Raw genomic sequence first — 23,479 nt, 5'->3', positions numbered from 1 at the left:
GGGAAAGCCGGGATTTTCAGAGAGGACAATCGGCCGAGCATGATCGGCCGGCTGCGAGTTGTCCAATCCTTGCTCCCCGGAAGTGCACCCGGGAGCCGTAAAGACGATCTGACGCAGCCGTCAGGCTGACAGGCAGGGTAGTCTTTGCCGTTTCGTTCACGATACGAACGACTAAGATGAGTGACTAGGGGAGAAGCTTGTACGGCAACGTGCAGGATCCCGCGTAGTGATTCAAGCAGAGTGGAACCGCGATGCAACGCCTCTGCAGCCTGACGGCTGTGGGGGCTTTTTGTTGTGATTGGTTCAGTGAGCGAGAGGGCGCAGGGGGAAAGAGGTGTGCTGAATGTTTGCGAGAATGCGTGAAGACGTCGCTACGATATTTGAGAATGATCCCGCGGCAAGAGGCTGGTTTGAAGTCGTATTTACGTACGCCGGTTTGCATGCGCTATGGGCGCATCGGGTGGCGCACTGGTTTTACCGGAGACGTCTATTTACAATCGCAAGAATCATTTCTCAAATCAGCCGGTTTATGACGGGGATCGAGATTCATCCCGGCGCAGTTATCGGCCGCCGCTTCTTCATTGACCACGGGATGGGGGTCGTGATTGGAGAAACATGCGAGATCGGAGACGACGTGCTGCTGTATCACGGGGTTACGCTTGGCGGTACGGGGAAAGAAAAAGGGAAACGTCACCCGACCATCGGCAACAATGTCGTTATTTCTGCAGGGGCCAAGGTGACCGGCTCTTTTAAGGTCGGCGACAATTCCAGAATCGGAACGAATGCCGTGGTATTGAATGAAGTGCCCCCCAACAGCACGGTTGTAGGTATTCCCGGCCGTGTGGTGAAGCGGGACGGCGTGCGCGTCGGCCGTTTGGAACATGACAAGCTGCCCGACCCGGTAGTAGATATGTTTCGCGACGTGCAGAAACAGATTGACGACTTGAAGGCGGAGCTGGCGGAAGCAAAATCGAAAAACGGAGGCAATGAAAAGAATGGCGCTCAAGATTTACAATACCATGACGCGGGCCAAAGAAGAGTTCAACCCGATTGAGCCCGGCAAAGTGAAGATGTATGTATGCGGCCCAACCGTATACGATTATATTCATATCGGTAACGCCCGTCCGGTTATCTTTTTCGACGTGGTGCGGCGTTACTTGGAATCGGTAGGATACGACGTTCACTATGTGGTGAACTTTACCGATGTAGATGACAAGCTGATCAAGAAAGCGGCGGAAATGGGAACGACGGTGCCGGAAGTCGCCGACCTGTTCGTGCAAAAATATTACGAGGACACGCAAGGGCTGGGCGTGCGCCAAGCGACTGTCCATCCCCGCGTGACGGAGAATATGACGGAGATCATCGATTTTATCTCAGGACTGGTCGAGAAGGGACTAGCGTATGAGAGCGGCGGGGATGTCTTTTATCGCACGGCGAAGTTTGCCGAATACGGCAAACTGTCTCACCAGAATATGGAGGAGCTGCAGTTCGGCATCCGTGTCGATGTGGATGAACGCAAGGAGAATCCGCAGGACTTTGTGCTCTGGAAAGCGGCAAAGCCCGGCGAAATCAGCTGGTCCAGCCCATGGGGCGAAGGGCGGCCGGGGTGGCATATCGAGTGCTCGGCCATGGTCCGCAAATATTTGGGCGAAACGATCGATATTCACGGCGGTGGCCAAGATTTGACCTTCCCGCATCATGAGTGCGAGATCGCCCAGTCTGAAGGATTGACAGGGCATGCCATGTCCAATTATTGGATGCATAACGGGTTTGTAAACATCAATAACGAGAAGATGTCCAAATCGCTTGGAAACGGCATTAACGTGCACCAATTGCTCCAAACGATGTCGCCGCAAATTATCCGTTACTTTATGCTTTCCGGCCATTATCGCAACCCGCTCAATTTCAGCGACGAGGCCGTCGAGCAGGCGAAAGGCAGTTTGGCCCGGATCGAGAACTGCATCGCAGGCATCAAGCATCGTCTTAAGACGGCGGATGCGGGTGAAGCGGAACCATCTGTCGCGGAGGCGGTACGTACGGCGAAGGAAAACTTCGAAACGAAGATGAATGACGATTTCAATACGCCGGATGCGATCACGGCAGTGTTCGACCTTGTGCATGCGGCGAATTTGTATATGAACAAGGATCGGGTCACTTTGGCCTCACTGCAGCTTCTGGAACAGCAATTTGCGGCGATGGATGACGTATTGGGTATACTATCCCGTACGGAAGAATCGCTGCTCGATGAAGAAATCGAGCAATTGATTACCGAACGGACCGAGGCGCGGCGTACGAAAAATTGGGCGCGTGCGGATGAAATTCGCAATCTCCTGACGGAGCGGGGCATCGTACTGGAAGATACGGCTCAGGGTATCCGTTGGCGGCGGAAATAACATGGAGCGGGATGATCTGTTATCTATTGGCGGTAGCAATTTATTCGACTTTCCGCCGGCACGCGAGCCGAAGCTGTTGAACCCTTTGGTGCTGGCCTATATGGGCGATGCGATCTATGAAGTGTTTGTTCGGCAGTATGTCGTATCAATGCCTAACCATCGTCCGAACCATCTTCATCGCCAAGCGACACAGTATGTGTCCGCCAAAGCTCAGGCACGGGCGCTTGAACGCTGGATGCCCGAGCTGACGGAAGAAGAAATCGACATCGTGAAGCGGGGACGTAACGCCAAATCGGGAACTACGGCCAAAAATGCCGATATATTGGAGTACCGGCACAGCACGGCGTTCGAATGTTTGATCGGTTATTTATATTATACGCAGCAATGGGAACGGCTGAAGCATTTGTTGATGCTTTCGCTCGATCAGAGCCGTTCCTGAATAAATGGCAGAAAGGGGGACCTCGTAATGGAAGAATTTATCGGAGGCAAGCATTCAGTGCTTGAAGCGCTCCGCTCCGGCCGGACGATCAATAAAATATGGATCGCCGAGCAGGCGCAAAAACAATTGACGCAACCGATTATTGCCGAAGCAAAGCAAAATGGTGTTATCGTTCAATTTGCGGACAAACGAAAGCTGGATCAAATGGCGGCGGGTGTACAGCATCAAGGCGTCGTTGCGCAGGTGGCGGCTTATGAATACGTAGAGGTGGAAGATTTATTGGCCAGAGCCGCAGAAAAGGGGGAACAACCGTTCCTGCTGATATTGGATGAAATCGAAGATCCGCATAACCTGGGCTCTATTTTGCGGTCGGCCGATTGCACGGGGGTTCATGGGGTCATCATTCCGAAACGGCGTTCCGTCGGTTTAACCGCTACCGTATCGAAAACATCGGCTGGCGCGGTGGAATATGTCCCTGTTGCACGGGTGACCAACTTGGCGCAGACGATTGAACAGCTGAAAGAGCAGGGGCTGTGGATCGCCGGAACGGATGTAGACGCGAAGCAGCATGTATATGCAACAAACCTCAATTTGCCGATCGCCATCATCATCGGGAACGAGAGTAAAGGGGTAGGGCGGTTAATTAAAGAGAAGTGCGATTTTTTACTCAAGCTGCCGATGTTCGGTCAAATCAACTCTTTGAACGCCTCAGTGGCCGCTTCCGTATTGATGTATGAAGTTGTGCGCCAGCGAATGGCCGCTCACTAGCGATGGCGGGGCACGTTGAATGATTCAAGAAATATTAATTGTGGACGGATATAATATCATCGGCGCCTGGCCCGAGCTGCAGAAGCTAAAAGAGATCCGGCTCGAAGAAGCGCGCGACCGGTTGATCGGCATCATGGGGGAGTATCAGTCGTTTTCCGGGATGAAGGTCATTCTTGTTTTTGACGCTTATTATGTGCCCGGGCTCGGACGCAAAGACGTGCACCATAAACTTCCCGTCTATTTTACAAAAGAAAAAGAGACGGCCGATGAATTGATAGAACGGCTTGTTACCGCACATATCGGCCGTCGAAAACAAATCTATGTGGCGACCAGCGACATGACCGAGCAGCACGTTATTTTCGGCAAAGGGGCTTTCCGGGTTCCGGCCGGCGAGCTGCTGGTCAAAGTAAGGCAAGCCCGGCAGGAAATACGGAAGAAAATCGAAGAGGACAACAGCTCAGGTCGACATAATACTTTCGACAGCAAGCTGAGCGACGACGTCAAGGCGATGTTCGAAAAGTGGAGGCGAGGGCGTTAAAATATGCCTGAAAGTCTCGTAATATGAAGCTTTTTCAAGCGTAATCTTGTTGACGGTGATAGATTACATAATGTATACTAATCCTATCTTTGAAGCGCAGGGCCGGAGGGATATTGGTGAGTGTCGACCTCAAAGAACTGAGAATGTACGAATACGACCTCAAGGCAGACGAAGATATTGTGGATTCGGTCCGCGAAGGCGACAGCGATGCGCTCGAATATCTGATCAACAAGTATAAGAACTTTGTGCGCGCCAAAGCGCGTTCTTATTTTTTGATCGGTGCAGACAGAGAAGACATTGTGCAGGAAGGCATGATCGGCCTGTACAAATCGATTCGCGACTTTCGCGGCGACAAGCTATCATCCTTCAAGGCGTTTGCCGAGCTGTGTATTACCCGCCAGATCATTACGGCTATCAAAACTGCTACTCGCCAGAAACATATTCCACTGAATTCTTACGTTTCGCTGGACAAGCCTATTTATGATGAAGATTCCGATCGTACGCTGCTCGATGTCATTTGCGGCTCCCGAGTTTCCGATCCGGAGGAATTGATAATCAACCAGGAAGAGTTTAGCGGTCTGGAAGATAAGATGGGAGAAATATTAAGCGATCTTGAACGCAGAGTATTGATGCTGTATTTGGATGGCCGGTCTTATCAGGAAATTGCCGTTGATTTGGATCGGCACGTGAAGTCGATTGACAATGCGCTGCAGCGAGTGAAGCGCAAACTCGAGAGATATTTGGAAGTAAGGGACGCCTAGTTTACAAGTGCCGTTGCTACGAAGCAGGGGCCTTTTTATTTTGCAAGGAACCTGTGCTATCGCTTGTGCCGGGACTGAGCTTTGAACACTTTCATTTGCCGAATATTGGATACCTTTATAGTAGAACAAACGTTCTCTCATGTCAACCGTTTTCGTGTTCAACTTCGGGTTTAAGACTCGTGCAGTTTGCCGATACTGGGAAAATGCGGGACAGGCAGTTCGTGTTAATCCTTTTTCCTTGACAGAAAAAAGGGCGTGTGCTAAAGTATTTTGGTAGCCTTAAGCTTTGGGGCTTTTTTTATGCTGATCGCTTAAAGGCGAAAATTTTGAGGCTGGACCGTAGGAGGTGTACATCATGCGGGTGATTATCACATTAGCGTGCACAAACTGCAAGCAAAGAAACTATACTTCCACCAAAAATAAGCGCAACCATCCTGACCGCATGGAGCTTAAGAAATATTGCAAGTTTTGCAATGAACAAACCGCTCATCGCGAAACTCGCTAGTTTTTGGAGGTGCAGGCCATGGCCTTTTTGGCTAAAATGAAGCAAGGATTTGGCAGCACGTTTTCTTTTTTTGCGGACTGCTGGTCTGAATTGAGGAAAGTCAAATGGCCTACGCGTAAGGAAATGATCAGCTATACGCTGGTTGTCTTGTTTACGGTCGCCTTCGTGACGGTGTACTTCTATGTTCTTGACTTGGGTATTTCTGAGCTGCTTCGCCTTGTATTCCAATGATGATGACAATGGGTGGCGCTATGGAAATGGAGAAAAGATGGTACGTCGTACATACCTATTCGGGGTATGAGAACAAGGTAAAGGCTAATTTGGAAAAACGTGTTGAGTCCATGGACATGAAGGATAAGATCTTTCGGGTGCTTGTCCCCATGGAAGAAGAGCTTGTGAATAAGGATGGCAAGAAGAAGACGGTTATGCGCAAAGTATATCCGGGTTACGTGCTTGTGGAGATGATCCAGACGGACGATTCATGGTATGTCGTGCGCAACACGCCTGGCGTTACCGGGTTCGTAGGTTCCACCGGTTCCGGTTCGAAGCCGACGGCGCTGCTTCCCGAGGAAGTCGATTCGATCCTTAAACACATGGGCATTGAAGAGCCGAAACCGAAAATCGATTTCGAGCTGAAGGATACCGTTCGCGTAAAAGTCGGGCCTTTCGCCAACTTTGTCGGTACGGTAGAGGAAATACTTGTGGACAAGAGTAAACTGAAGGTACATGTCAACATGTTTGGCAGAGAAACGCCGGTCGAGCTGGACTACAACCAAGTGGAAAAGCTGTAAAGCGGTGCAGACTGCCATACTAGAACGAGGAGGTGTCACACAATGGCAAAAAAGGTCATCAAAATGGTAAAGCTTCAAGTTCCTGCAGGTAAAGCGAATCCGGCGCCGCCGATCGGTCCTGCACTCGGTCAAGCAGGGGTTAACATCATGGCATTCTGTAAAGAGTTTAACGCTCGTACAGCCGACCAAGCTGGTTTGATCATCCCTGTCGTAATTACGGTATTTGAAGATCGCTCCTTCACTTTTGAGACGAAAACGCCTCCGGCTGCCGTATTGCTGCGCGTAGCTGCAGGGATCGAAAAAGGATCCGGCGAACCGAACAAGAAGAAGGTTGCGACTGTTAAGCGTTCGAAAGTACGCGAAATCGCCGAGCAAAAAATGCCTGACCTGAACGCAGCGTCCGTGGAAGCGGCTATGCGTATGGTTGAAGGTACGGCTCGCAGCATGGGCGTAGTGATCGAAGACTAATTCGATTGCGAAATCCGCAGTGACAATCGACAATGCTTCGCATTTGTAACGATTGCACATACGTGACAACCAACACGGCTTCGCCTGTGTAATGGTTGCACATACATGACAACCGACATGGCTTCGCTTATGTAACGGTTGCATGAAACGTGACAACTGTCTTCGTTTCACACGAAGTAACAAAGTTGCACGATCAGTGGGAGGACATTCCGCTAATACCACTTAGGAGGACTAGACAATGGCTAAACACGGTAAGAAATACCTCGAAGTAGCCAAGCAGATCGATGCTGAAGCGTTCTATGAGCCGTTTGAAGCGATCGAGCTTGTAAAGAAGACGGCACGTGCAAAGTTCGACGAAACCGTTGAAGTTGCCGTACGTTTGGGCGTAGACCCTAGAAAACAAGACCAGGCTGTCCGCGGCGTCGTTGTACTGCCACACGGCACTGGTAAAACAAAACGCGTTCTTGTATTTGCCAAAGGGGACAAAGCGAAAGAAGCGGAAGCGGCTGGCGCTGACTTTGTAGGCGATCAAGACATGATAAACAAAATCCAACAAGGTTGGTTCGACTTCGATGTCTGCGTAGCTACGCCGGACATGATGAGTGAAGTCGGTAAACTTGGCCGTATCTTAGGTGGTAAAGGTTTGATGCCGAACCCGAAAGCGGGCACCGTTACGTTCGACGTAGCGAAAGCCGTTCAGGAAATCAAGGCAGGTAAAATCGAATACCGTCTGGATAAAGCCGGACAAATCCACGCGCCGATCGGTAAAGTGTCCTTCGACGCTGAGAAGCTTGCTGAGAACTTTAAAGCGCTCATCGATGCGCTGAACAGAGCGAAGCCTGCTGCAGCAAAAGGCGTTTACCTGAAGAACGTTGCGGTTTCTTCCACGATGGGACCGGGCGCTCGCATCAACGCGGCTAACCTCCGATAATAGGAATAGCTTAACAGTTGACTTTGTTCGTCAGCCGTGCTAACCTGTTAAAGGTTTAACAAACGAATATGCTTACCGTAGACAGTAGGTGCTTCCTTTGGAAGCTTAATCTCCTACCGAGGTGTTATGATATAAGTTCGGTATTCTTTGCCTGTTAGTACAAAGAATTCGTGAATGATCATGCCTTCGCCTTGTCTGCGAAGGCATTTCTCGTTTTCTGGGGAGATGCCTGGCAGATGCACGAATGTGATCGGGTAGTTTACGAGCGTAAGCTTCGCAAGTAAGTGTTGTAAAATCGCTGCATGAAAAGAGGTGCAAATATGGCAAACGCGAAAATTATCGAGCAAAAAGCGGCGCAAGTGGCAGAAGTAAGCGACAAGCTGAAAGAAAGCTCCTGCGCAATCGTTGCAGATTACCGCGGTTTGAACGTGGCTCAAGTAACCGAGCTTCGCAAACAATTGCGTGAAGCGGGCATTGAGTTCCAAGTATTGAAAAATTCATTGGTTCGCCGTGCTACGGAAAATTCCGAATTGTCCGATCTGGGTGAATACTTGAGCGGTCCTACCGCGATTGCATTCAGCAAAGACGACGTTGTGGCTCCGGCCAAAATTTTGACCGATTTTGCCAAGAAAAACGATCAACTGAGCGTAAAAGCCGGCGTCGTTGAAGGTAAAGTGGTTGATTTTAACCAAATCAAAGCACTCGCAGAACTTCCTTCCAGAGAAGGTCTTCTGTCCATGTTGCTCAGCGTGCTTCAAGCACCTGTTCGCAATTTCGCCCTTGCGGTTAAGGCTGTGGCCGAGAAGCAAGAAGGCGGAGCGCAAGAAGCTTAATTATTGCAAGCTTTCAGTATTCTAAAAAAAATCATATCGAACATAAATGGAGGTTTAACCATGAGCAAAGAGCAAATCTTGGAAGCCATCAAAGGCATGACTGTACTTGAACTGAACGACCTGGTTAAAGCAATCGAAGAAGAATTCGGCGTAACTGCAGCAGCACCTGTAGCTGTAGTAGCAGGCGGCGCAGCAGCAGAAGTTGCTGAGCAAACAGAATTCGACGTAATTTTGAACAGCGCTGGCGCTTCCAAAATCAACGTTATCAAAGTTGTTCGCGAAATTACAGGCCTCGGCTTGAAAGAAGCGAAAGATCTTGTAGACGGCGCACCGAAGCCGCTTAAAGAGAAAGTTTCCAAAGAAGAAGCTGAATCCGTTAAAGCAAAATTGGAAGAAGCAGGCGCTTCCGTAGAAGTGAAGTAATACGGACTTGCGTGTTAAGCACCCCTTGCAGAGGCGACTCTTCAAGGGGTTTTCCTTTTCGATAAACCTGCGGCGGACAGGTCGATTTGGGCCGGTCTCTTTTGTCAACAAACGTTGCAATTGTTAGATCGGTTTCGATGATCTCAGTTGTCAACAACGTTGCAATTGTTAGATCGGTCTCGATGATCTCAGTTGTCAACAACGTTGCAATCGTTAGATCAGTTTCGATGATCTCAGTTGTCAACAAACGTTGCAACTGTTAGATCCGTTTAGACGATCTCAGTTGTCAACATAGGAGGGTGATGCTACGTGTCGGAGCATTATTATTCTCAAAAACCGAGTACGGCCCACGATCAGCATACGATTGAAGAAACCATGATCGGTCGTACATTTACATTTACCACCGACGCCGGCGTCTTCTCCAAGCGAGGGATCGACTACGGGTCGAAGCTGCTCATAGAGACGGTAAGTCTGCCGGATCAGGCCAGAGTGCTCGACGTAGGCTGCGGCTACGGGCCGATCGGTCTTGCTGCGGCGGTGCTTGCAGGAAAAGGTATGGTTACGATGGTTGACATCAACGAGAGGGCGATTGAGCTGGCGAAGCATAATGCGAAGCGCAATCAGATCACGAATGTTGAAATTTTGCAAAGCGATCTTCTCGAGCAGGTAACGGGCCGTACATTTGACGCTGTACTCACCAACCCGCCGATTCGTGCGGGAAAGGAGACGGTCCATCGCATTTTTGAACAGGCGCATGAGGTGCTCGTTCCGGGAGGCGCGCTGTGGATTGTCATTCAGAAAAAGCAGGGAGCCCCATCGGCTGTGAAAAAACTGGAGTCTCTGTTTTCCGAAGTGGTGGAAGTGGAGCGAGATAAAGGTTATTGGATTTTGAAAGCGACGAAGTAGAAAGCAGTCTTGCGGCGGAATATATCGCTTAGCGGCTTCGGAATGTCGTGACTAACCGATATATTCCGCCGTAGGAAAAAATGTTGACTTGATATTTTATCTGTGGTATTATTATAAAATGTCAGCATTATGATTGGGATATATGTCTTTAGTTGGCTAAAATGTCAAGAAATATTTTTCCTGCATGTAGTGTATAAAATTATAACATTCGACGTATAATGTTTAAATTTTAGGTAAAACCTACATGGTATGAGGAAAAATGTGGAAAGTGAAAGGAAAGTCTCCAATTCTCATTTCAGTAATTAGAAGCTTCCTAAAGAAGTTCCAACTTCGGGCAATATTTACTCGAGAAGGCTTCCCAAGAGGCTTTTATTTTGTTCTATTGAGTAGACATGAGGGGTGAATCTAAGTTGGCGGGTCATCTTGTTCAATTAGGTCGACGTAAACGCAGGTCGTACGCGCGGATCAATGAGGTTTTGGAAATTCCTAACTTGATTGAGATCCAACAAAAATCATATCAGTGGTTTTTGGATGAAGGATTGCGCGAAATGTTTCAGGATATTTCCCCGATACAAGATTTTACGGGGAATTTGGTGTTGGAGTTTATTGACTATAGCTTGGGTGAGCCCAAATACTCGGTTGATGAATCCAAGGAACGCGACGTCACCTTTGCAGCACCGCTTCGTGTGAAAGTACGGTTAATCAATAAGGAAACCGGAGAGGTAAAAGAGCAGGAAGTATTTATGGGCGATTTTCCTCTGATGACGGAAACGGGTACGTTCATCATCAACGGCGCCGAACGGGTTATCGTCAGTCAGCTGGTTCGTTCTCCTAGCGTCTATTTTAGCACGAAAGTCGATAAAAATGGTAAGAAAACATATACGGCTACGGTCATCCCGAACCGGGGCGCATGGCTTGAACTCGAAACCGATGCCAAAGACATCGTCTATGTTCGGATTGATCGTACACGTAAAATTCCGGTCACCGTGCTGCTGAGAGCACTAGGTTTCGGTACCGATGCGGAGATTATCGATCTGCTCGGCGACAACGAGTACATCCGCAATACGTTGGACAAGGATAACACCGATTCGACGGACAAAGCGCTGATCGAAATTTACGAACGGTTGCGTCCGGGCGAGCCTCCGACGCTCGATAACGCCAGAAGCTTGCTGGTCGCTCGTTTCTTCGATCCGAAGCGCTATGATCTGGCGAACGTCGGCCGATACAAAATCAACAAAAAGCTGCACATCAAGAACCGTTTGTTCAACCAACGTTTGGCTGAAACGTTAGTGGATACGGCGACCGGCGAGATTATTGCGGAAGCCGGCCAACTGATCGATCGCCGATTGCTTGATTCCATCATGCCTCACCTGGAAGATAGCGTTGGTTTTAAAGAATATACGGCTGTCAATGGGGTAACGGAAACGAATCAAATTCCGCTTCAGGCGATCGACGTGTATTCTCCGATCGAAGACGGGAAAATCGTGAAAGTCATCGCCAACGGGAAAATCGACAAGTCGATTAAAAACATTACCCCGGCCGACATCATCGCTTCGATCAACTACTTCATGAATCTGCTTCATGGAATCGGAAGCACGGATGATATCGACCACTTGGGGAACCGTCGTTTGCGTTCCGTGGGCGAATTGCTGCAAAACCAATTCCGGATCGGGTTGTCCCGGATGGAACGCGTTGTGCGTGAGCGAATGTCCATTCAGGACGTGAATACGATCACCCCGCAGCAGCTCATTAACATTCGTCCTGTCATTGCATCGATTAAGGAGTTCTTCGGAAGTTCGCAGCTGTCGCAGTTTATGGACCAGACGAATCCGCTGGCTGAACTGACGCACAAACGCCGTCTGTCCGCACTCGGACCCGGCGGTTTGACCAGAGAGCGCGCTGGCTTTGAAGTTCGCGACGTGCATCACTCCCACTATGGACGGATGTGCCCGATCGAGACGCCGGAAGGTCCGAACATCGGTTTGATCAACTCGCTTTCCACCTTTGCGCGTGTGAACGAGTTCGGTTTTATCGAAGCGCCGTACCGACGCGTTGATCCGAATACGGGAATCGTAACCGACGAGATTGCCTATTTGACTGCTGATGAAGAAGACAACTACGTTGTAGCTCAGGCAAACGCAGAGCTTACGGATGAAGGCAAATTTGCCAACGATTCGGTTATCGTTCGTTACAAAGACGATATCCTGACGCTTCCGAAAGATCGCGTCGATTATATGGACGTATCGCCGAAGCAGGTTGTATCCGTGGCGACGGCGCTCATCCCGTTCCTTGAAAATGACGACTCCAACCGTGCGCTCATGGGATCGAACATGCAGCGGCAGGCAGTACCGCTTCTCATTCCGAAATCGCCGCTGGTCGGTACGGGAATGGAACATAAGTCCGCCAAAGATTCCGGCGTTTGTATCGTTTCCAAAGTGAACGGAGTCGTAGAACGCGTTTCCGCTAATGAAATATGGGTTCGCCGTCAGGAAATGGTCGATGGTCGACTGGTTAACGGCGACTTGATTAAGCATAAGCTTCATAAGTTTTTGCGTTCCAACCAAGGTACATGCATCAACCAGCGTCCGATTTGCCACAAAGGCGAGCAAGTGCGCGTGGGCGATATTTTGGCCGACGGTCCTTCAACGGAGCAAGGCGAGCTGGCGCTTGGCCGTAACGTTGTCGTTGCCTTTATGACGTGGGAAGGCTACAACTACGAGGATGCGATTCTGCTTAGCGAACGGCTTGTAAAGGAAGACGTATACACTTCCATTCACATCGAAGAGTATGAGTCTGAATCCCGCGATACGAAGCTCGGACCGGAAGAAATTACACGCGATATTCCGAACGTCGGCGAAGACGCGCTGAAAAATCTCGATGAACGCGGTATTATTCGCGTCGGTGCGGAAATCGCCGCTGGAGATATTTTGGTCGGTAAAGTCACGCCGAAAGGCGTTACCGAGCTGACGGCGGAAGAAAGATTGCTTCATGCGATCTTCGGCGAGAAAGCTCGCGAAGTACGCGATACTTCCCTCCGCGTGCCTCACGGTACGGACGGGATCGTTGTCGACGTGAAAGTGTTCACGCGCGAGAATGGCGATGAGCTGCCGCCAGGCGTCAATCAGTTGGTTCGCGTTTATATTGCCCAGAAACGGAAAATTTCCGAGGGCGATAAAATGGCCGGACGTCACGGGAACAAAGGGGTTATCGCGCGCATTCTGCCTGAGGAGGACATGCCGTTCATGCCGGACGGTACGCCGGTTGAAGTCGTGCTTAACCCGCTCGGCGTTCCATCGCGGATGAACATCGGTCAGGTGCTCGAAGTTCATCTTGGCATGGCCGCCAGATTCCTCGGTATTCATACCGCTACGCCGGTATTTGACGGTGCCCGCGAGTATGACGTATTCGATACGATGGAAGAAGCCGGCATGCAGCGCAACGGTAAAACGATGCTGTACGACGGACGTACGGGCGAACCGTTTGAACGGGAAGTTACGGTCGGCGTCATGTACATGATCAAACTGGCGCACATGGTTGACGATAAAATTCATGCCCGGTCGACCGGACCATACTCTCTTGTTACGCAGCAGCCGCTCGGCGGTAAGGCGCAGTTCGGCGGACAGCGTTTCGGGGAGATGGAAGTTTGGGCGCTCGAGGCTTATGGCGCGGCTTACACGCTGCAAGAAATATTGACCGTCAAATCGGATGACGTGGTTGGACGGGTGAAGACGTATGAATCGATTGTCAAAGGCGAGAACGTTCCGGAGCCGGGCGTACCGGAATCTTTCAAAGTATTGATCAAAGAGCTTCAAAGCTTGGGTATGGATGTGAAGATCCTTTCCGAGAATGAAGAAGAGATCGAAATGAAGGAAATGGACGATGATGACGAGGTATCAAGCGATAAGCTGAACCTTAATCTTGAAGGCGCGGAGCTTGCCGTCGAATAATAAACTTTTGCGTTAGTCGTTTGTCGTGGGCACTATAGCACGCACCACAAGCATCACGCATCCGTTCGGGTGCAATACGTTCCACAAAAGTTGGAGGAGGGTTGCTCCTTGATAGACGTCAACAATTTCGAGTATATGAAGATCGGCCTGGCTTCACCGGATAAAATCCGTTCCTGGTCCCGCGGCGAAGTAAAGAAGCCCGAAACGATCAACTACAGGACGCTTAAACCTGAAAAGGAAGGATTGTTCTGCGAAAAAATCTTCGGGCCGACCAAAGACTGGGAGTGCCATTGCGGTAAGTATAAGCGCGTTCGTTACAAAGGCGTGGTTTGCGATCGCTGCGGCGTTGAAGTAACCCGGCAAAAAGTGCGCCGCGAGCGCATGGGCCATATTGAATTGGCCGCGCCGGTATCGCATATCTGGTATTTCAAAGGGATTCCGAGTCGGATGGGCCTTGCGCTCGATATGTCTCCGCGTTCCCTTGAAGAGATCATTTATTTTGCATCTTATGTCGTGACCGACCCTGGGGATACGCCGCTTGAGAAAAAGCAGCTGCTCTCCGAGAAGGAATACCGCAGCTACAGAGAAAAGTACGGCTATGCGTTTCAAGCCGGCATGGGTGCGGAAGCGGTCAAAAAGCTGCTTCAGGACATCGACATCGAGAAAGAAGTCGATATGCTGAAGGATGAGCTTAAAACCGCTCAGGGCCAACGCCGCAACCGGGCGATTAAACGTCTGGAAGTCATGGAAGCATTCCGTAATTCGAAAAATATGCCGGAGTGGATGGTACTGGATGTATTGCCGGTCATCCCGCCGGAACTTCGTCCGATGGTTCAGCTGGACGGCGGCCGTTTCGCCACGTCTGACTTGAACGATTTGTACCGCCGCGTGATCAACCGGAACAACCGTCTGAAAAGACTGCTTGATCTCGGTGCGCCGGATATCATCGTGCAGAACGAGAAGCGGATGCTGCAAGAAGCAGTTGACGCCCTGATCGACAACGGCCGCCGCGGCCGTCCGGTTACCGGACCGGGCAACCGTCCGCTCAAATCGCTCAGCCACATGCTGAAAGGGAAGCAAGGCCGTTTCCGTCAAAACTTGCTGGGCAAACGGGTTGACTATTCCGGACGTTCCGTTATCGTCGTCGGACCGAACCTGAAGATGTATCAATGCGGTCTGCCGAAAGAAATGGCGCTTGAGCTGTTCAAGCCATTCGTCATGAAAGAGCTTGTGAATAAAGGGCTTGCCCACAACATCAAGAGCGCGAAGCGCAAAGTGGAACGCGTCAGCCCGGAAGTATGGGATGTGCTTGAAGAAGTTATCAGGGAGCATCCGGTACTGCTGAACCGTGCCCCTACGCTGCACAGACTAGGGATCCAGGCATTCGAACCGATCTTGGTCGAAGGGCGCGCTATCAAGCTGCATCCGCTCGTATGTACGGCATATAACGCCGACTTCGACGGTGACCAGATGGCCGTTCACGTGCCGCTGTCGGCAGAGGCGCAAGCGGAAGCGCGCGTTCTGATGCTGGCCTCCGGCAATATCCTGAACCCGAAGGACGGCAAACCAGTCGTTACACCTTCGCAGGATATGGTACTCGGCAGCTTCTATTTGACGACGGACAACAAGCGCGCCAAAGGCGCAGGAACGATTTTGCGTACCGTATCCGAGGCTGTATCGCTCTATCACAGAGGAGATGCTTCCTTGCATGCACGCGTTGCGATTCCGGCCAAAGCGCTTAACAAAACGAGCTTTACGCCGGAACAGCAAGAAGCGGTGCTCATTACGTCCATCGGTAAAATTATTTTCAACGAAATTTACCCGGCGGATTTCCCATTCATCAACGAGGCAACCAAAGCGAACCTGTTGAACGGTATTTCGGATAACTATTTCGTATTTGGCAAAGGCGGAGACATCCGCGGCAAGATGGAAGAACTCCCGGAGACGAAAGCCGTCGGCAAAGACTACCTCGGCTCGATCATCGGAGAATGCTTCCGTCGTTACCAAACGATGCGCACCTCTGTTATTTTGGATGATATCAAACAGCTCGGCTTTACGTATTCGACGCGCGCAGGTATTACGGTTGCCGTTGCCGACGTGACCGTTCCGAAAGAGAAGGATGAAATTCTTCGCGAGTCGGAAGATAAGGTCAATGTCGTAACCAACCAATATCGCCGCGGTTTGATTACGGATGACGAACGTTATGACCGTGTCATCTCGATCTGGAGCAAGGCGAAAGACGAAATCACGGAAGTACTGATGAAGTCGCTTGACAAGTACAACTCCATCAACATGATGGTTGAATCGAAAGCGCGCGGTAACAAATCGCAGATCACCCAGCTCGGCGGGATGCGCGGACTTATGGCGACGCCGACCGGACGGATTTACGAGCTGCCGATCAAGTCGAACTTCCGCGAAGGCCTCACGGTATTGGAATACTTCATTTCCACGCACGGTGCGCGGAAAGGTCTTGCGGATACGGCGCTCCGGACGGCGGACTCGGGTTATTTGACCAGACGTCTCGTCGATGTGGCGCAGGATGTTATCGTACGCGATGAAGATTGCGGTACCGATAAAGGCTTCATTGTCAGCAGAATTCAGGACGGTAAAGAAGTGATCGAGGATCTGTACGATCGTATCGAAGGGCGTTATTCCTTTGAAACGATACGCGATCCGAAATCCGGCGAAGTTATCGTACCCCGCAATGGATTGATCGAATCACCTATTGCCGATCGGATAATTGAAGCCGGTATTGAGAAAATTCAGATTCGCTCCGTTCTCAGCTGCCGTTCCCGTCATGGCGTTTGCAAAAAATGCTACGGGCGCAACCTGGCGACAGGCCAGTACGTTGAAATCGGCGAAGCTGTCGGTATTATCGCAGCTCAGTCTATCGGTGAACCGGGAACGCAGCTCACCATGCGTACGTTCCATACCGGAGGCGTTGCGGGTGACGATATTACGCAAGGTTTGCCGCGGATTCAAGAACTTTTCGAAGCTCGGAACCCGAAAGGGCAGGCGACGATTACTGAGATCGACGGGGTAGTTAAGGAAATTCGCGAAGCGAAAGACCGCCGCGAGATTGAAGTACAGGGAGAAGCGGAATCGAAAGTGTACACCATGCCTTACGGCTCGCGTATTCGCGTTACCGTGAATCAAACGGTCGAAGCGGGCGACGAGTTAACCGAAGGCTCGATCGACCCGAAAGAGATGCTGCGCATCAAAGGGATCCGCGGGGTGCAAAACTACATTCTGCAGGAAGTCCAGCGCGTGTATCGAAATCAGGGCGTTGAGATCAATGACAAGCACATCGAGGTAATGATTCGCCAGATGCTGCGTAAAATCCGTATCGTCGATGCGGGGAATACGACGCTGCTGCCGGGATCGTTCGTCGATATTCACGAGTACGAGGAAGCGAATAAAGTTGCGCTGTTTGCAGGCGAAGAGCCGGCGGTTGCCAAACCGGTCCTTCTCGGTATTACAAAAGCGTCTTTGGAAACCGACTCGTTCCTGTCTGCCGCATCGTTCCAGGAAACGACACGCGTTCTGACCGATGCCGCAATCAAGGGCAAAGTCGACCAACTGCTCGGTTTGAAAGAGAACGTCATTATCGGCAAGCTCATACCGGCCGGTACGGGCATGTCGAGATACCGGAATATCCGAATTACGGACCCGAACGCGGAAGAGCAGGATGAGTTGTTGAATGAAGCCGAAGCGGTCACTGTAGAATAATACGAGGTTATGTGGGCTTGCCTTCAAAAACGATATGAAAAAAAGTTTTTGAAGGCGAGCGCCTATCCTTGACATGGTATGGCCGAGGTGCTAATATATCGTAGTGTGCCATTTTATAAGAAACACCTGTCTCTTTGGAGGATATGGTTCATGTCTTATGATAAAGTGAAGCAGGCTGCCAAAATAACAATCGGCACGAAACATGCGACAAGAACCGTCGAGCAAGGAATTGCCTCGGAAGTCTTCGTTGCCAAAGATGCAGATCCGCGAATTACGATAAAAATGGTTAACCTCTGCAAGAAAATGGGGGTTAAAGTAACATACGTGGACTCTATGAAACTGCTAGGTAAAGCGTGTGGTATTGAAGTAGGCGCCGCCATGGCTGCCGTAGTGAATGAATAGAACGAATCCGTTTTTGTCTGAGAAAATGCATGGAGTTCGAAGGCAAAAGCTTTTCCTTTGTTCATTTACGATTCGCCTGGATCTGTGGGCTTGAAATTGTAGGATCATGATCTTGAAGGAGGTGGCCAAAATGCCAACAATTAACCAACTCGTTCGTAAAGGACGCGAAGCAAAAGTTGTAAAATCCAAATCCCCGGCTCTTCAAAGAGGTTTCAACGCCTTGAAAAGAGAAGCGACGGATCTGAGCTCCCCTCAAAAACGTGGCGTATGTACTCGTGTAGGTACAATGACGCCGAAGAAACCGAACTCCGCTCTTCGTAAATATGCGCGTGTTCGTTTGACTAACCGTGTTGAGGTTACTGCTTACATCCCGGGTATCGGACACAACCTGCAAGAGCACAGCGTGGTGCTGATCCGCGGCGGTCGTGTTAAGGACCTTCCAGGGGTTCGTTATCACATCGTTCGTGGCGCGCTCGATACTGCAGGCGTGAACAACCGTAAACAAGCTCGTTCCAAGTACGGCGCTAAGCGTCCGAAAGTGAAGAAGTAATATCAAAATAAGTATGAACTTTTTGAGAAAGGGGGATAACTATGCCTCGTAAAGGTCCAGTTACTCGCAGAGACGTATTGCCAGATCCGATTTACAATAGCAAGCTTGTTACCCGTCTGATCAACCGCATCATGATTGATGGGAAAAGAGGAACGGCGCAAACGATTCTTTATAACGCTTTTAACACGATTCAAGAGCGTACGGGCAAAGATCCGATGGAAGTGTTTGAAGCAGCAATCAAGAATATCATGCCTGTTCTTGAAGTTAAAGCCCGCCGTGTTGGGGGTGCCAACTATCAAGTGCCGGTAGAGGTAAGACCGGAACGCCGCACGACGTTAGGTCTTCGTTGGCTCGTTAACTATTCCCGTCTTCGCGGTGAGAAGACGATGGAAGAGAGATTGGCGCAAGAGATTATCGACGCCAGCAACAACACAGGCGCTTCCGTGAAGAAGCGCGAAGACACGCACAAAATGGCAGAAGCCAACAAAGCGTTCGCGCACTATCGTTGGTAAAATATTATTCCTACTTTTAGGAAGGAGACAACCTGATGGCAAGAGAGTTCTCCTTAAAAGATACGCGTAACATCGGGATCATGGCGCATATCGATGCCGGTAAGACGACCACGACAGAGCGCATTTTGTTCTACACAGGCCGTACGCACAAAATCGGTGAAGTTCACGAAGGTGCTGCGACAATGGACTGGATGGAGCAAGAGCAGGAGCGCGGAATTACGATTACTTCCGCCGCTACGACCGCTCAGTGGAAAGGCCACCGCATCAATATCATCGACACCCCGGGCCACGTTGACTTCACCGTTGAAGTTGAACGTTCCCTGCGCGTATTGGATGGAGCTGTAGGTGTATTCAGTGCGAAGGAAGGCGTTGAGCCGCAGTCGGAGACGGTTTGGAGACAAGCGGACCGTTACGGCGTTCCTCGGATTGCTTACGTTAACAAAATGGACATCATCGGTGCGGATTACTTGCAAGTAATTCAATCGATGCGTGAAAAGCTTGGTGCAAATGCCGTTGCGATTCAATTGCCGATCGGTGCCGAGAATGATTTTGTCGGCGCGATTGACATCATTGAGCGCAAAGCATATGTTTACAAAGACGACTTGGGCAAAGATCCGATCATCTCCGATGTGCCTGAGGAATTCAAAGAGAAAGTGGAAGAGCTTCGTCTTGAGCTTGTAGAGAAAGTTTCCGAGCTTGACGAGGAGCTCATGATGAAATACCTGGAAGGCGAAGAGCTGACTGTGGAAGAAATCAAATCTGCGCTCCGCAAAGGCGTATGTTCGGTTCAAATCTTCCCGGTTGTTTGCGGATCTTCTTACCGCAACAAAGGCGTTCAAATGATGTTGGATGCCGTTATCGCTTACCTTCCTTCTCCTGTTGATGTTCCAGACATTAAGGGTACGCTTGAAGACGGAACGGAAGTTGTCCGCAAATCCGCCGACGACCAACCGTTTTCCGCTTTAGCGTTCAAAATCATGACTGACCCGTTTGTTGGTAAGCTTACGTTCTTCCGCGTATACTCCGGTGTGTTGAACTCCGGTTCGTACGTATTGAACGGAACGAAAGGCAAGCGCGAACGGATCGGCCGTATTTTGCAAATGCATGCGAACAGCCGTCAGGAAATCACCGAAGTGTATGCCGGTGACATTGCAGCTGCCGTAGGCTTGAAAGATACGATCACTGGCGATACGCTGTGCGATGAGAAAAACCCGGTTATTCTCGAATCGATGAACTTCCCTGAGCCGGTAATCCAGCTTGCGGTTGAGCCGAAAACGAAAGCCGACCAAGACAAGATGGGTATCGCGCTTGCGAAGCTGTCCGAAGAAGACCCGACTTTCCGTGCGCACACGGACGAAGAAACAGGCCAAACGATTATCGCCGGTATGGGTGAGCTTCACCTCGAGATTATCGTTGACCGTATGCTTCGCGAGTTCAAGGTAGAAACCAACGTGGGTAAACCACAGGTTGCTTACCGTGAAACGTTCCGTCAGCCTGCGAAGGTTGAAGGTAAATTCGTACGCCAATCCGGTGGCCGCGGTCAGTATGGCCATTGCTGGGTTGAATTCGAACCTCTTGAGCCGGGTACTGGCTTCCAGTTCGAGAGCAAAATCGTCGGTGGTGCTATTCCTAAAGAATACGTCGCTCCGATTCAAGCTGGTATCGAAGAGTCGATGAAGAACGGCGTATACGCAGGCTTCCCGCTCGTAGATATCAAAGCTACCGTAGTGGATGGTTCCTATCACGATGTCGACTCCAGTGAAATGGCGTTCAAAATCGCAGGTTCCATGGCGCTTAAAGCAGCAGCGGAGAAATGCCGTCCGGTATTGCTTGAGCCAATCATGAAAGTAGAAGTTACCGTTCCGGAAGAGTATATGGGCGACGTTATGGGCGACCTTAACTCCCGCCGCGGTCGGATCGAGGGTATGGATTCCCGCTTTGGCGCACAAATTATCCGCGCGAAAGTGCCTCTTTCCGAAATGTTCGGCTACTCGACGACACTTCGTTCCCGTACGCAAGGTCGCGGCGTGTACTCGATGGAAATCTCGCATTATGAAGAAGTGCCTAAGTCCATTGCAGAAGAAATCGTGGCAAAGCACAAAGGCGCTTAATATAAAATTGATTATTTAAGGAGGCTTCTTTCCATGGCAAAAGCGAAATTTGAACGTAATAAGCCGCACGTTAACATTGGTACCATCGGTCACGTTGACCACGGTAAAACAACTTTGACTGCTGCAATCACAACAGTATTGTCGAAAAAATACGGCGGTGCTGCTGTAGCATTCGACCAAATCGATAAAGCGCCAGAAGAGCGCGAGCGCGGGATCACAATCTCCACAGCTCACGTTGAATATGAAACACCTAACCGTCACTACGCACACGTTGACTGCCCAGGTCACGCCGACTATGTTAAAAACATGATCACGGGTGCAGCTCAAATGGACGGAGCGATCCTGGTTGTATCCGCAGCTGACGGCCCAATGCCGCAAACGCGCGAGCACATCCTGCTCTCCCGCCAAGTAGGCGTACCTTACATCGTCGTATTCCTGAACAAATGCGACATGGTTGAAGACGAAGAGCTTTTGGAACTGGTTGAAATGGAAGTTCGCGACCTGCTCAACGAGTACGAATTCCCAGGCGACGACACTCCGATCGTTCGCGGCGCAGCTCGTGAAGCTCTGCAAAACCCAGACGGTCCTTGGGCTGACAAAATCGTTGAGCTGTTCGAGCACATCGATACTTACATCCCTACGCCTGAGCGCGACACTGACAAGCCTTTCTTGATGCCGGTAGAGGACGTGTTCACGATCACTGGTCGTGGTACCGTTGCTACAGGTCGTGTAGAGCGCGGTGTAGTAAAAGTAGGCGACGAGATCGAAATTATCGGTCTTGCTGAAGAAACTCGCAAATCCGTTGTAACGGGCGTAGAAATGTTCCGTAAACTTCTGGATTCCGCTCAAGCGGGCGACAACATCGGTGCACTGCTTCGCGGTGTGGACCGTAAAGACATCGAGCGTGGTCAAGTATTGGCAAAACCGGGTTCGGTTAAGCCTCATACAAACTTCACGGCTCAAATCTACGTCCTGACAAAAGAAGAAGGCGGACGTCACAAGCCATTCTTCACAGGTTACCGTCCTCAGTTCTACTTCCGTACAACGGACGTAACAGGGATCATCAACCTGCCAGAAGGCGCAGAAATGGTTATGCCTGGCGACAACATCACGGTTACCGTTGAACTGATCGCACCAATCGCTATCGAAGAAGGTACTCGCTTCGCGATTCGCGAAGGCGGCCGTACAGTAGGCGCAGGCGCCGTAGCTACAATTCAAAAATAAGTTTTTTTGCCTGCTTGGGCAACCCTTCATCTATATAGATGAAGGGTTTTTAACTTTTTAGGCCGATGTCATAACTTTTTCTTGCTTTTTGTATTTCTTTTTAATATAATAGTGAGCGTTGGTCTGTGACGTTGCGATGATGTGAGAGGTTGCTGACACACCCGGCCCCTTTGCCATAGGGGCGGCGTCAGGAGATTTTCACGGAGTATGTCCGATACTAAATTGGGCGATAAAAGGAGGGAATACTATGGCAAAGCAAAAGATTCGTATTCGTTTGAAGGCTTATGATCACAGAGTTCTGGATCAATCCGCCGAGAAGATCGTGGAAACAGCCAAGCGTTCCGGTGCAGGAGTGTCTGGTCCGATTCCGCTTCCTACTGAGAAGCAAGTCATCACGATTCTTCGTGCCGTTCACAAGTACAAAGATTCTCGTGAACAATTCGAAATGCGCACGCACAAGCGTTTGATTGATATTGTGAATCCGACGCCGCAAACGGTTGACGCGCTGATGCGTTTGGATCTGCCGTCCGGTGTGGATATCGAAATCAAACTGTAAGATATACACATGTGAATAAATAGAAGCTAGAGAGGAAAAGAGGTGTCAACGATGACAAAAGGTATCTTAGGTAAAAAACTTGGTATGACTCAAGTATTTACACCTGAAGGATTGGTTGTTCCGGTTACGGTTATCCAAGCGGGTCCTTGCACAGTGCTGCAGAAGAAGGATTCGGACAACGACGGTTATGAAGCCATCCAAATCGGTTTTGCTGATAAGAAAGAAAAGAATGCGATTAAACCTGAGTTGGGCCATGCGAAAAAAGCGGGCGCAACACCTAAGCGCTACATTAAAGAAATCCGCGGCGTTCAAATGTCTGATTATGAAGTTGGCCAGGAAATCAAAGCTGACTTGTTCGCTGAAGGAGAATTCGTTGACGTTACGGGAACTTCGAAAGGTAAAGGGTTCCAAGGCGTTATCAAAAGACATAACCAATCCAGAGGTCCGATGGCTCACGGTTCCCGTTATCATCGCGGTCCGGGTTCCATGGGTTCGATTCAAGCGAACCGCGTGCCAAAAGGCAAAAACTTGCCAGGGCATATGGGTACGGAGACGGTTACGATTCAAAAGCTCGAAGTTGTTAAAGTCGACGCTGAGCGCAATGTGCTTCTGATCAAAGGTTCCATTCCGGGCCCGAAAAACTGCGTCGTTACCGTGAAGTCTACGGTAAAGAAGTAAGATAGCAAGAAAGG

At 50.2% G+C, this 23,479-nt stretch carries 23 protein-coding genes and 1 other annotated feature; all 23 genes read left to right on the top strand.

Annotated features, from left to right (window positions below):
- Positions 1–343 precede the first annotated feature (343 nt).
- The 23 genes from cysE (at position 344) to rplC (ending at position 23,465) form a co-directional block, all read left to right on the top strand.
- Positions 344–1,054 carry a serine O-acetyltransferase gene (cysE, locus tag ACFQI7_RS34415; protein WP_218102716.1) on the top strand — a complete coding sequence of 237 codons (711 nt, stop codon included), beginning with the start codon at positions 344–346 and terminating at the stop codon, positions 1,052–1,054.
- Positions 996–2,393 carry a cysteine--tRNA ligase gene (gene cysS, locus ACFQI7_RS34410; RefSeq protein WP_218102715.1) on the top strand — a complete coding sequence of 466 codons (1,398 nt, stop codon included), beginning with the start codon at positions 996–998 and terminating at the stop codon, positions 2,391–2,393. Before cysE ends, cysS begins: the two co-directional genes overlap by 59 nt.
- Position 2,394: 1 nt before the next feature.
- Positions 2,395–2,832, top strand: a complete 438-nt coding sequence (locus tag ACFQI7_RS34405; protein WP_218102714.1) for a Mini-ribonuclease 3 — start codon at positions 2,395–2,397, stop codon at positions 2,830–2,832.
- A gap of 27 nt (positions 2,833–2,859) precedes the next feature.
- On the top strand, positions 2,860–3,600 hold the full coding sequence (gene rlmB, locus ACFQI7_RS34400) for a 23S rRNA (guanosine(2251)-2'-O)-methyltransferase RlmB (RefSeq protein WP_218102713.1): 741 nt from the start codon (positions 2,860–2,862) through the stop codon (positions 3,598–3,600).
- Between the two features lie 19 nt (positions 3,601–3,619).
- Positions 3,620–4,138 carry an NYN domain-containing protein gene (locus ACFQI7_RS34395; RefSeq protein ID WP_218102712.1) on the top strand — a complete coding sequence of 173 codons (519 nt, stop codon included), beginning with the start codon at positions 3,620–3,622 and terminating at the stop codon, positions 4,136–4,138.
- 116 nt (positions 4,139–4,254) lie between these two features.
- Positions 4,255–4,899: an RNA polymerase sporulation sigma factor SigH gene (gene sigH, locus ACFQI7_RS34390; protein WP_218095126.1), complete on the top strand. Its 645-nt coding sequence runs from the start codon at positions 4,255–4,257 to the stop codon at positions 4,897–4,899.
- 355 nt (positions 4,900–5,254) lie between these two features.
- Positions 5,255–5,404: a 50S ribosomal protein L33 gene (gene rpmG, locus ACFQI7_RS34385; RefSeq protein ID WP_025851018.1), complete on the top strand. Its 150-nt coding sequence runs from the start codon at positions 5,255–5,257 to the stop codon at positions 5,402–5,404.
- 18 nt (positions 5,405–5,422) lie between these two features.
- On the top strand, positions 5,423–5,635 hold the full coding sequence (gene secE, locus ACFQI7_RS34380; protein WP_218102711.1) for a preprotein translocase subunit SecE: 213 nt from the start codon (positions 5,423–5,425) through the stop codon (positions 5,633–5,635).
- A 26-nt stretch (positions 5,636–5,661) separates the two neighbouring features.
- The gene (gene nusG / locus ACFQI7_RS34375; RefSeq protein ID WP_218102710.1) at positions 5,662–6,195 is read left to right on the top strand and encodes a transcription termination/antitermination protein NusG; all 534 of its coding nucleotides are present in this window, start codon (positions 5,662–5,664) and stop codon (positions 6,193–6,195) included.
- A 42-nt stretch (positions 6,196–6,237) separates the two neighbouring features.
- Positions 6,238–6,663 (top strand): 50S ribosomal protein L11, encoded by a 426-nt coding sequence (rplK, locus tag ACFQI7_RS34370; protein ID WP_072338039.1) that lies wholly within the window; start codon positions 6,238–6,240, stop codon positions 6,661–6,663.
- Positions 6,664–6,901: 238 nt separating this feature from the next.
- Positions 6,902–7,594 (top strand): 50S ribosomal protein L1, encoded by a 693-nt coding sequence (gene rplA / locus ACFQI7_RS34365; protein WP_218102709.1) that lies wholly within the window; start codon positions 6,902–6,904, stop codon positions 7,592–7,594.
- A gap of 57 nt (positions 7,595–7,651) precedes the next feature.
- Positions 7,652–7,815: a sequence feature (ribosomal protein L10 leader region), on the top strand.
- Positions 7,816–7,914: 99 nt separating this feature from the next.
- Entirely contained in the window at positions 7,915–8,427 is a 513-nt protein-coding gene (gene rplJ / locus ACFQI7_RS34360) for a 50S ribosomal protein L10 (RefSeq protein WP_218102708.1), read from the top strand.
- 60 nt (positions 8,428–8,487) lie between these two features.
- Positions 8,488–8,850, top strand: coding sequence for a 50S ribosomal protein L7/L12 (gene rplL / locus ACFQI7_RS34355; protein ID WP_218102707.1), 363 nt, complete (start codon positions 8,488–8,490; stop codon positions 8,848–8,850).
- A gap of 309 nt (positions 8,851–9,159) precedes the next feature.
- On the top strand, positions 9,160–9,756 hold the full coding sequence (locus ACFQI7_RS34350) for a class I SAM-dependent methyltransferase (RefSeq protein WP_218102706.1): 597 nt from the start codon (positions 9,160–9,162) through the stop codon (positions 9,754–9,756).
- 392 nt (positions 9,757–10,148) lie between these two features.
- A complete protein-coding gene (rpoB, locus tag ACFQI7_RS34345) occupies positions 10,149–13,703 on the top strand; it encodes a DNA-directed RNA polymerase subunit beta (protein WP_218102705.1) in 3,555 nt (1,184 codons plus the stop codon).
- A gap of 108 nt (positions 13,704–13,811) precedes the next feature.
- On the top strand, positions 13,812–17,432 hold the full coding sequence (gene rpoC / locus ACFQI7_RS34340; RefSeq protein WP_218102704.1) for a DNA-directed RNA polymerase subunit beta': 3,621 nt from the start codon (positions 13,812–13,814) through the stop codon (positions 17,430–17,432).
- A gap of 150 nt (positions 17,433–17,582) precedes the next feature.
- Positions 17,583–17,834, top strand: a complete 252-nt coding sequence (locus tag ACFQI7_RS34335) for a ribosomal L7Ae/L30e/S12e/Gadd45 family protein (protein ID WP_218095117.1) — start codon at positions 17,583–17,585, stop codon at positions 17,832–17,834.
- A gap of 130 nt (positions 17,835–17,964) precedes the next feature.
- Positions 17,965–18,384, top strand: coding sequence for a 30S ribosomal protein S12 (gene rpsL, locus ACFQI7_RS34330; RefSeq protein WP_218095116.1), 420 nt, complete (start codon positions 17,965–17,967; stop codon positions 18,382–18,384).
- A 41-nt stretch (positions 18,385–18,425) separates the two neighbouring features.
- Positions 18,426–18,896 carry a 30S ribosomal protein S7 gene (gene rpsG, locus ACFQI7_RS34325; protein ID WP_218095115.1) on the top strand — a complete coding sequence of 157 codons (471 nt, stop codon included), beginning with the start codon at positions 18,426–18,428 and terminating at the stop codon, positions 18,894–18,896.
- 35 nt (positions 18,897–18,931) lie between these two features.
- Positions 18,932–21,007 carry an elongation factor G gene (gene fusA / locus ACFQI7_RS34320; RefSeq protein ID WP_218102703.1) on the top strand — a complete coding sequence of 692 codons (2,076 nt, stop codon included), beginning with the start codon at positions 18,932–18,934 and terminating at the stop codon, positions 21,005–21,007.
- A gap of 33 nt (positions 21,008–21,040) precedes the next feature.
- Positions 21,041–22,231 (top strand): elongation factor Tu, encoded by a 1,191-nt coding sequence (gene tuf / locus ACFQI7_RS34315; protein WP_218102702.1) that lies wholly within the window; start codon positions 21,041–21,043, stop codon positions 22,229–22,231.
- 247 nt (positions 22,232–22,478) lie between these two features.
- Positions 22,479–22,787, top strand: coding sequence for a 30S ribosomal protein S10 (gene rpsJ / locus ACFQI7_RS34310; protein WP_009589214.1), 309 nt, complete (start codon positions 22,479–22,481; stop codon positions 22,785–22,787).
- A gap of 51 nt (positions 22,788–22,838) precedes the next feature.
- Positions 22,839–23,465 carry a 50S ribosomal protein L3 gene (gene rplC / locus ACFQI7_RS34305; protein WP_218102701.1) on the top strand — a complete coding sequence of 209 codons (627 nt, stop codon included), beginning with the start codon at positions 22,839–22,841 and terminating at the stop codon, positions 23,463–23,465.
- Positions 23,466–23,479 lie beyond the last annotated feature (14 nt).

It is taken from the genome of Paenibacillus allorhizosphaerae (assembly GCF_042659105.1).
GTDB lineage: Bacteria > Bacillota > Bacilli > Paenibacillales > NBRC-103111 > Paenibacillus_G > Paenibacillus_G allorhizosphaerae.
Note: the sequence above shows the minus strand (reverse complement) of the source record. Positions and strands in the feature narration are given on the sequence as shown.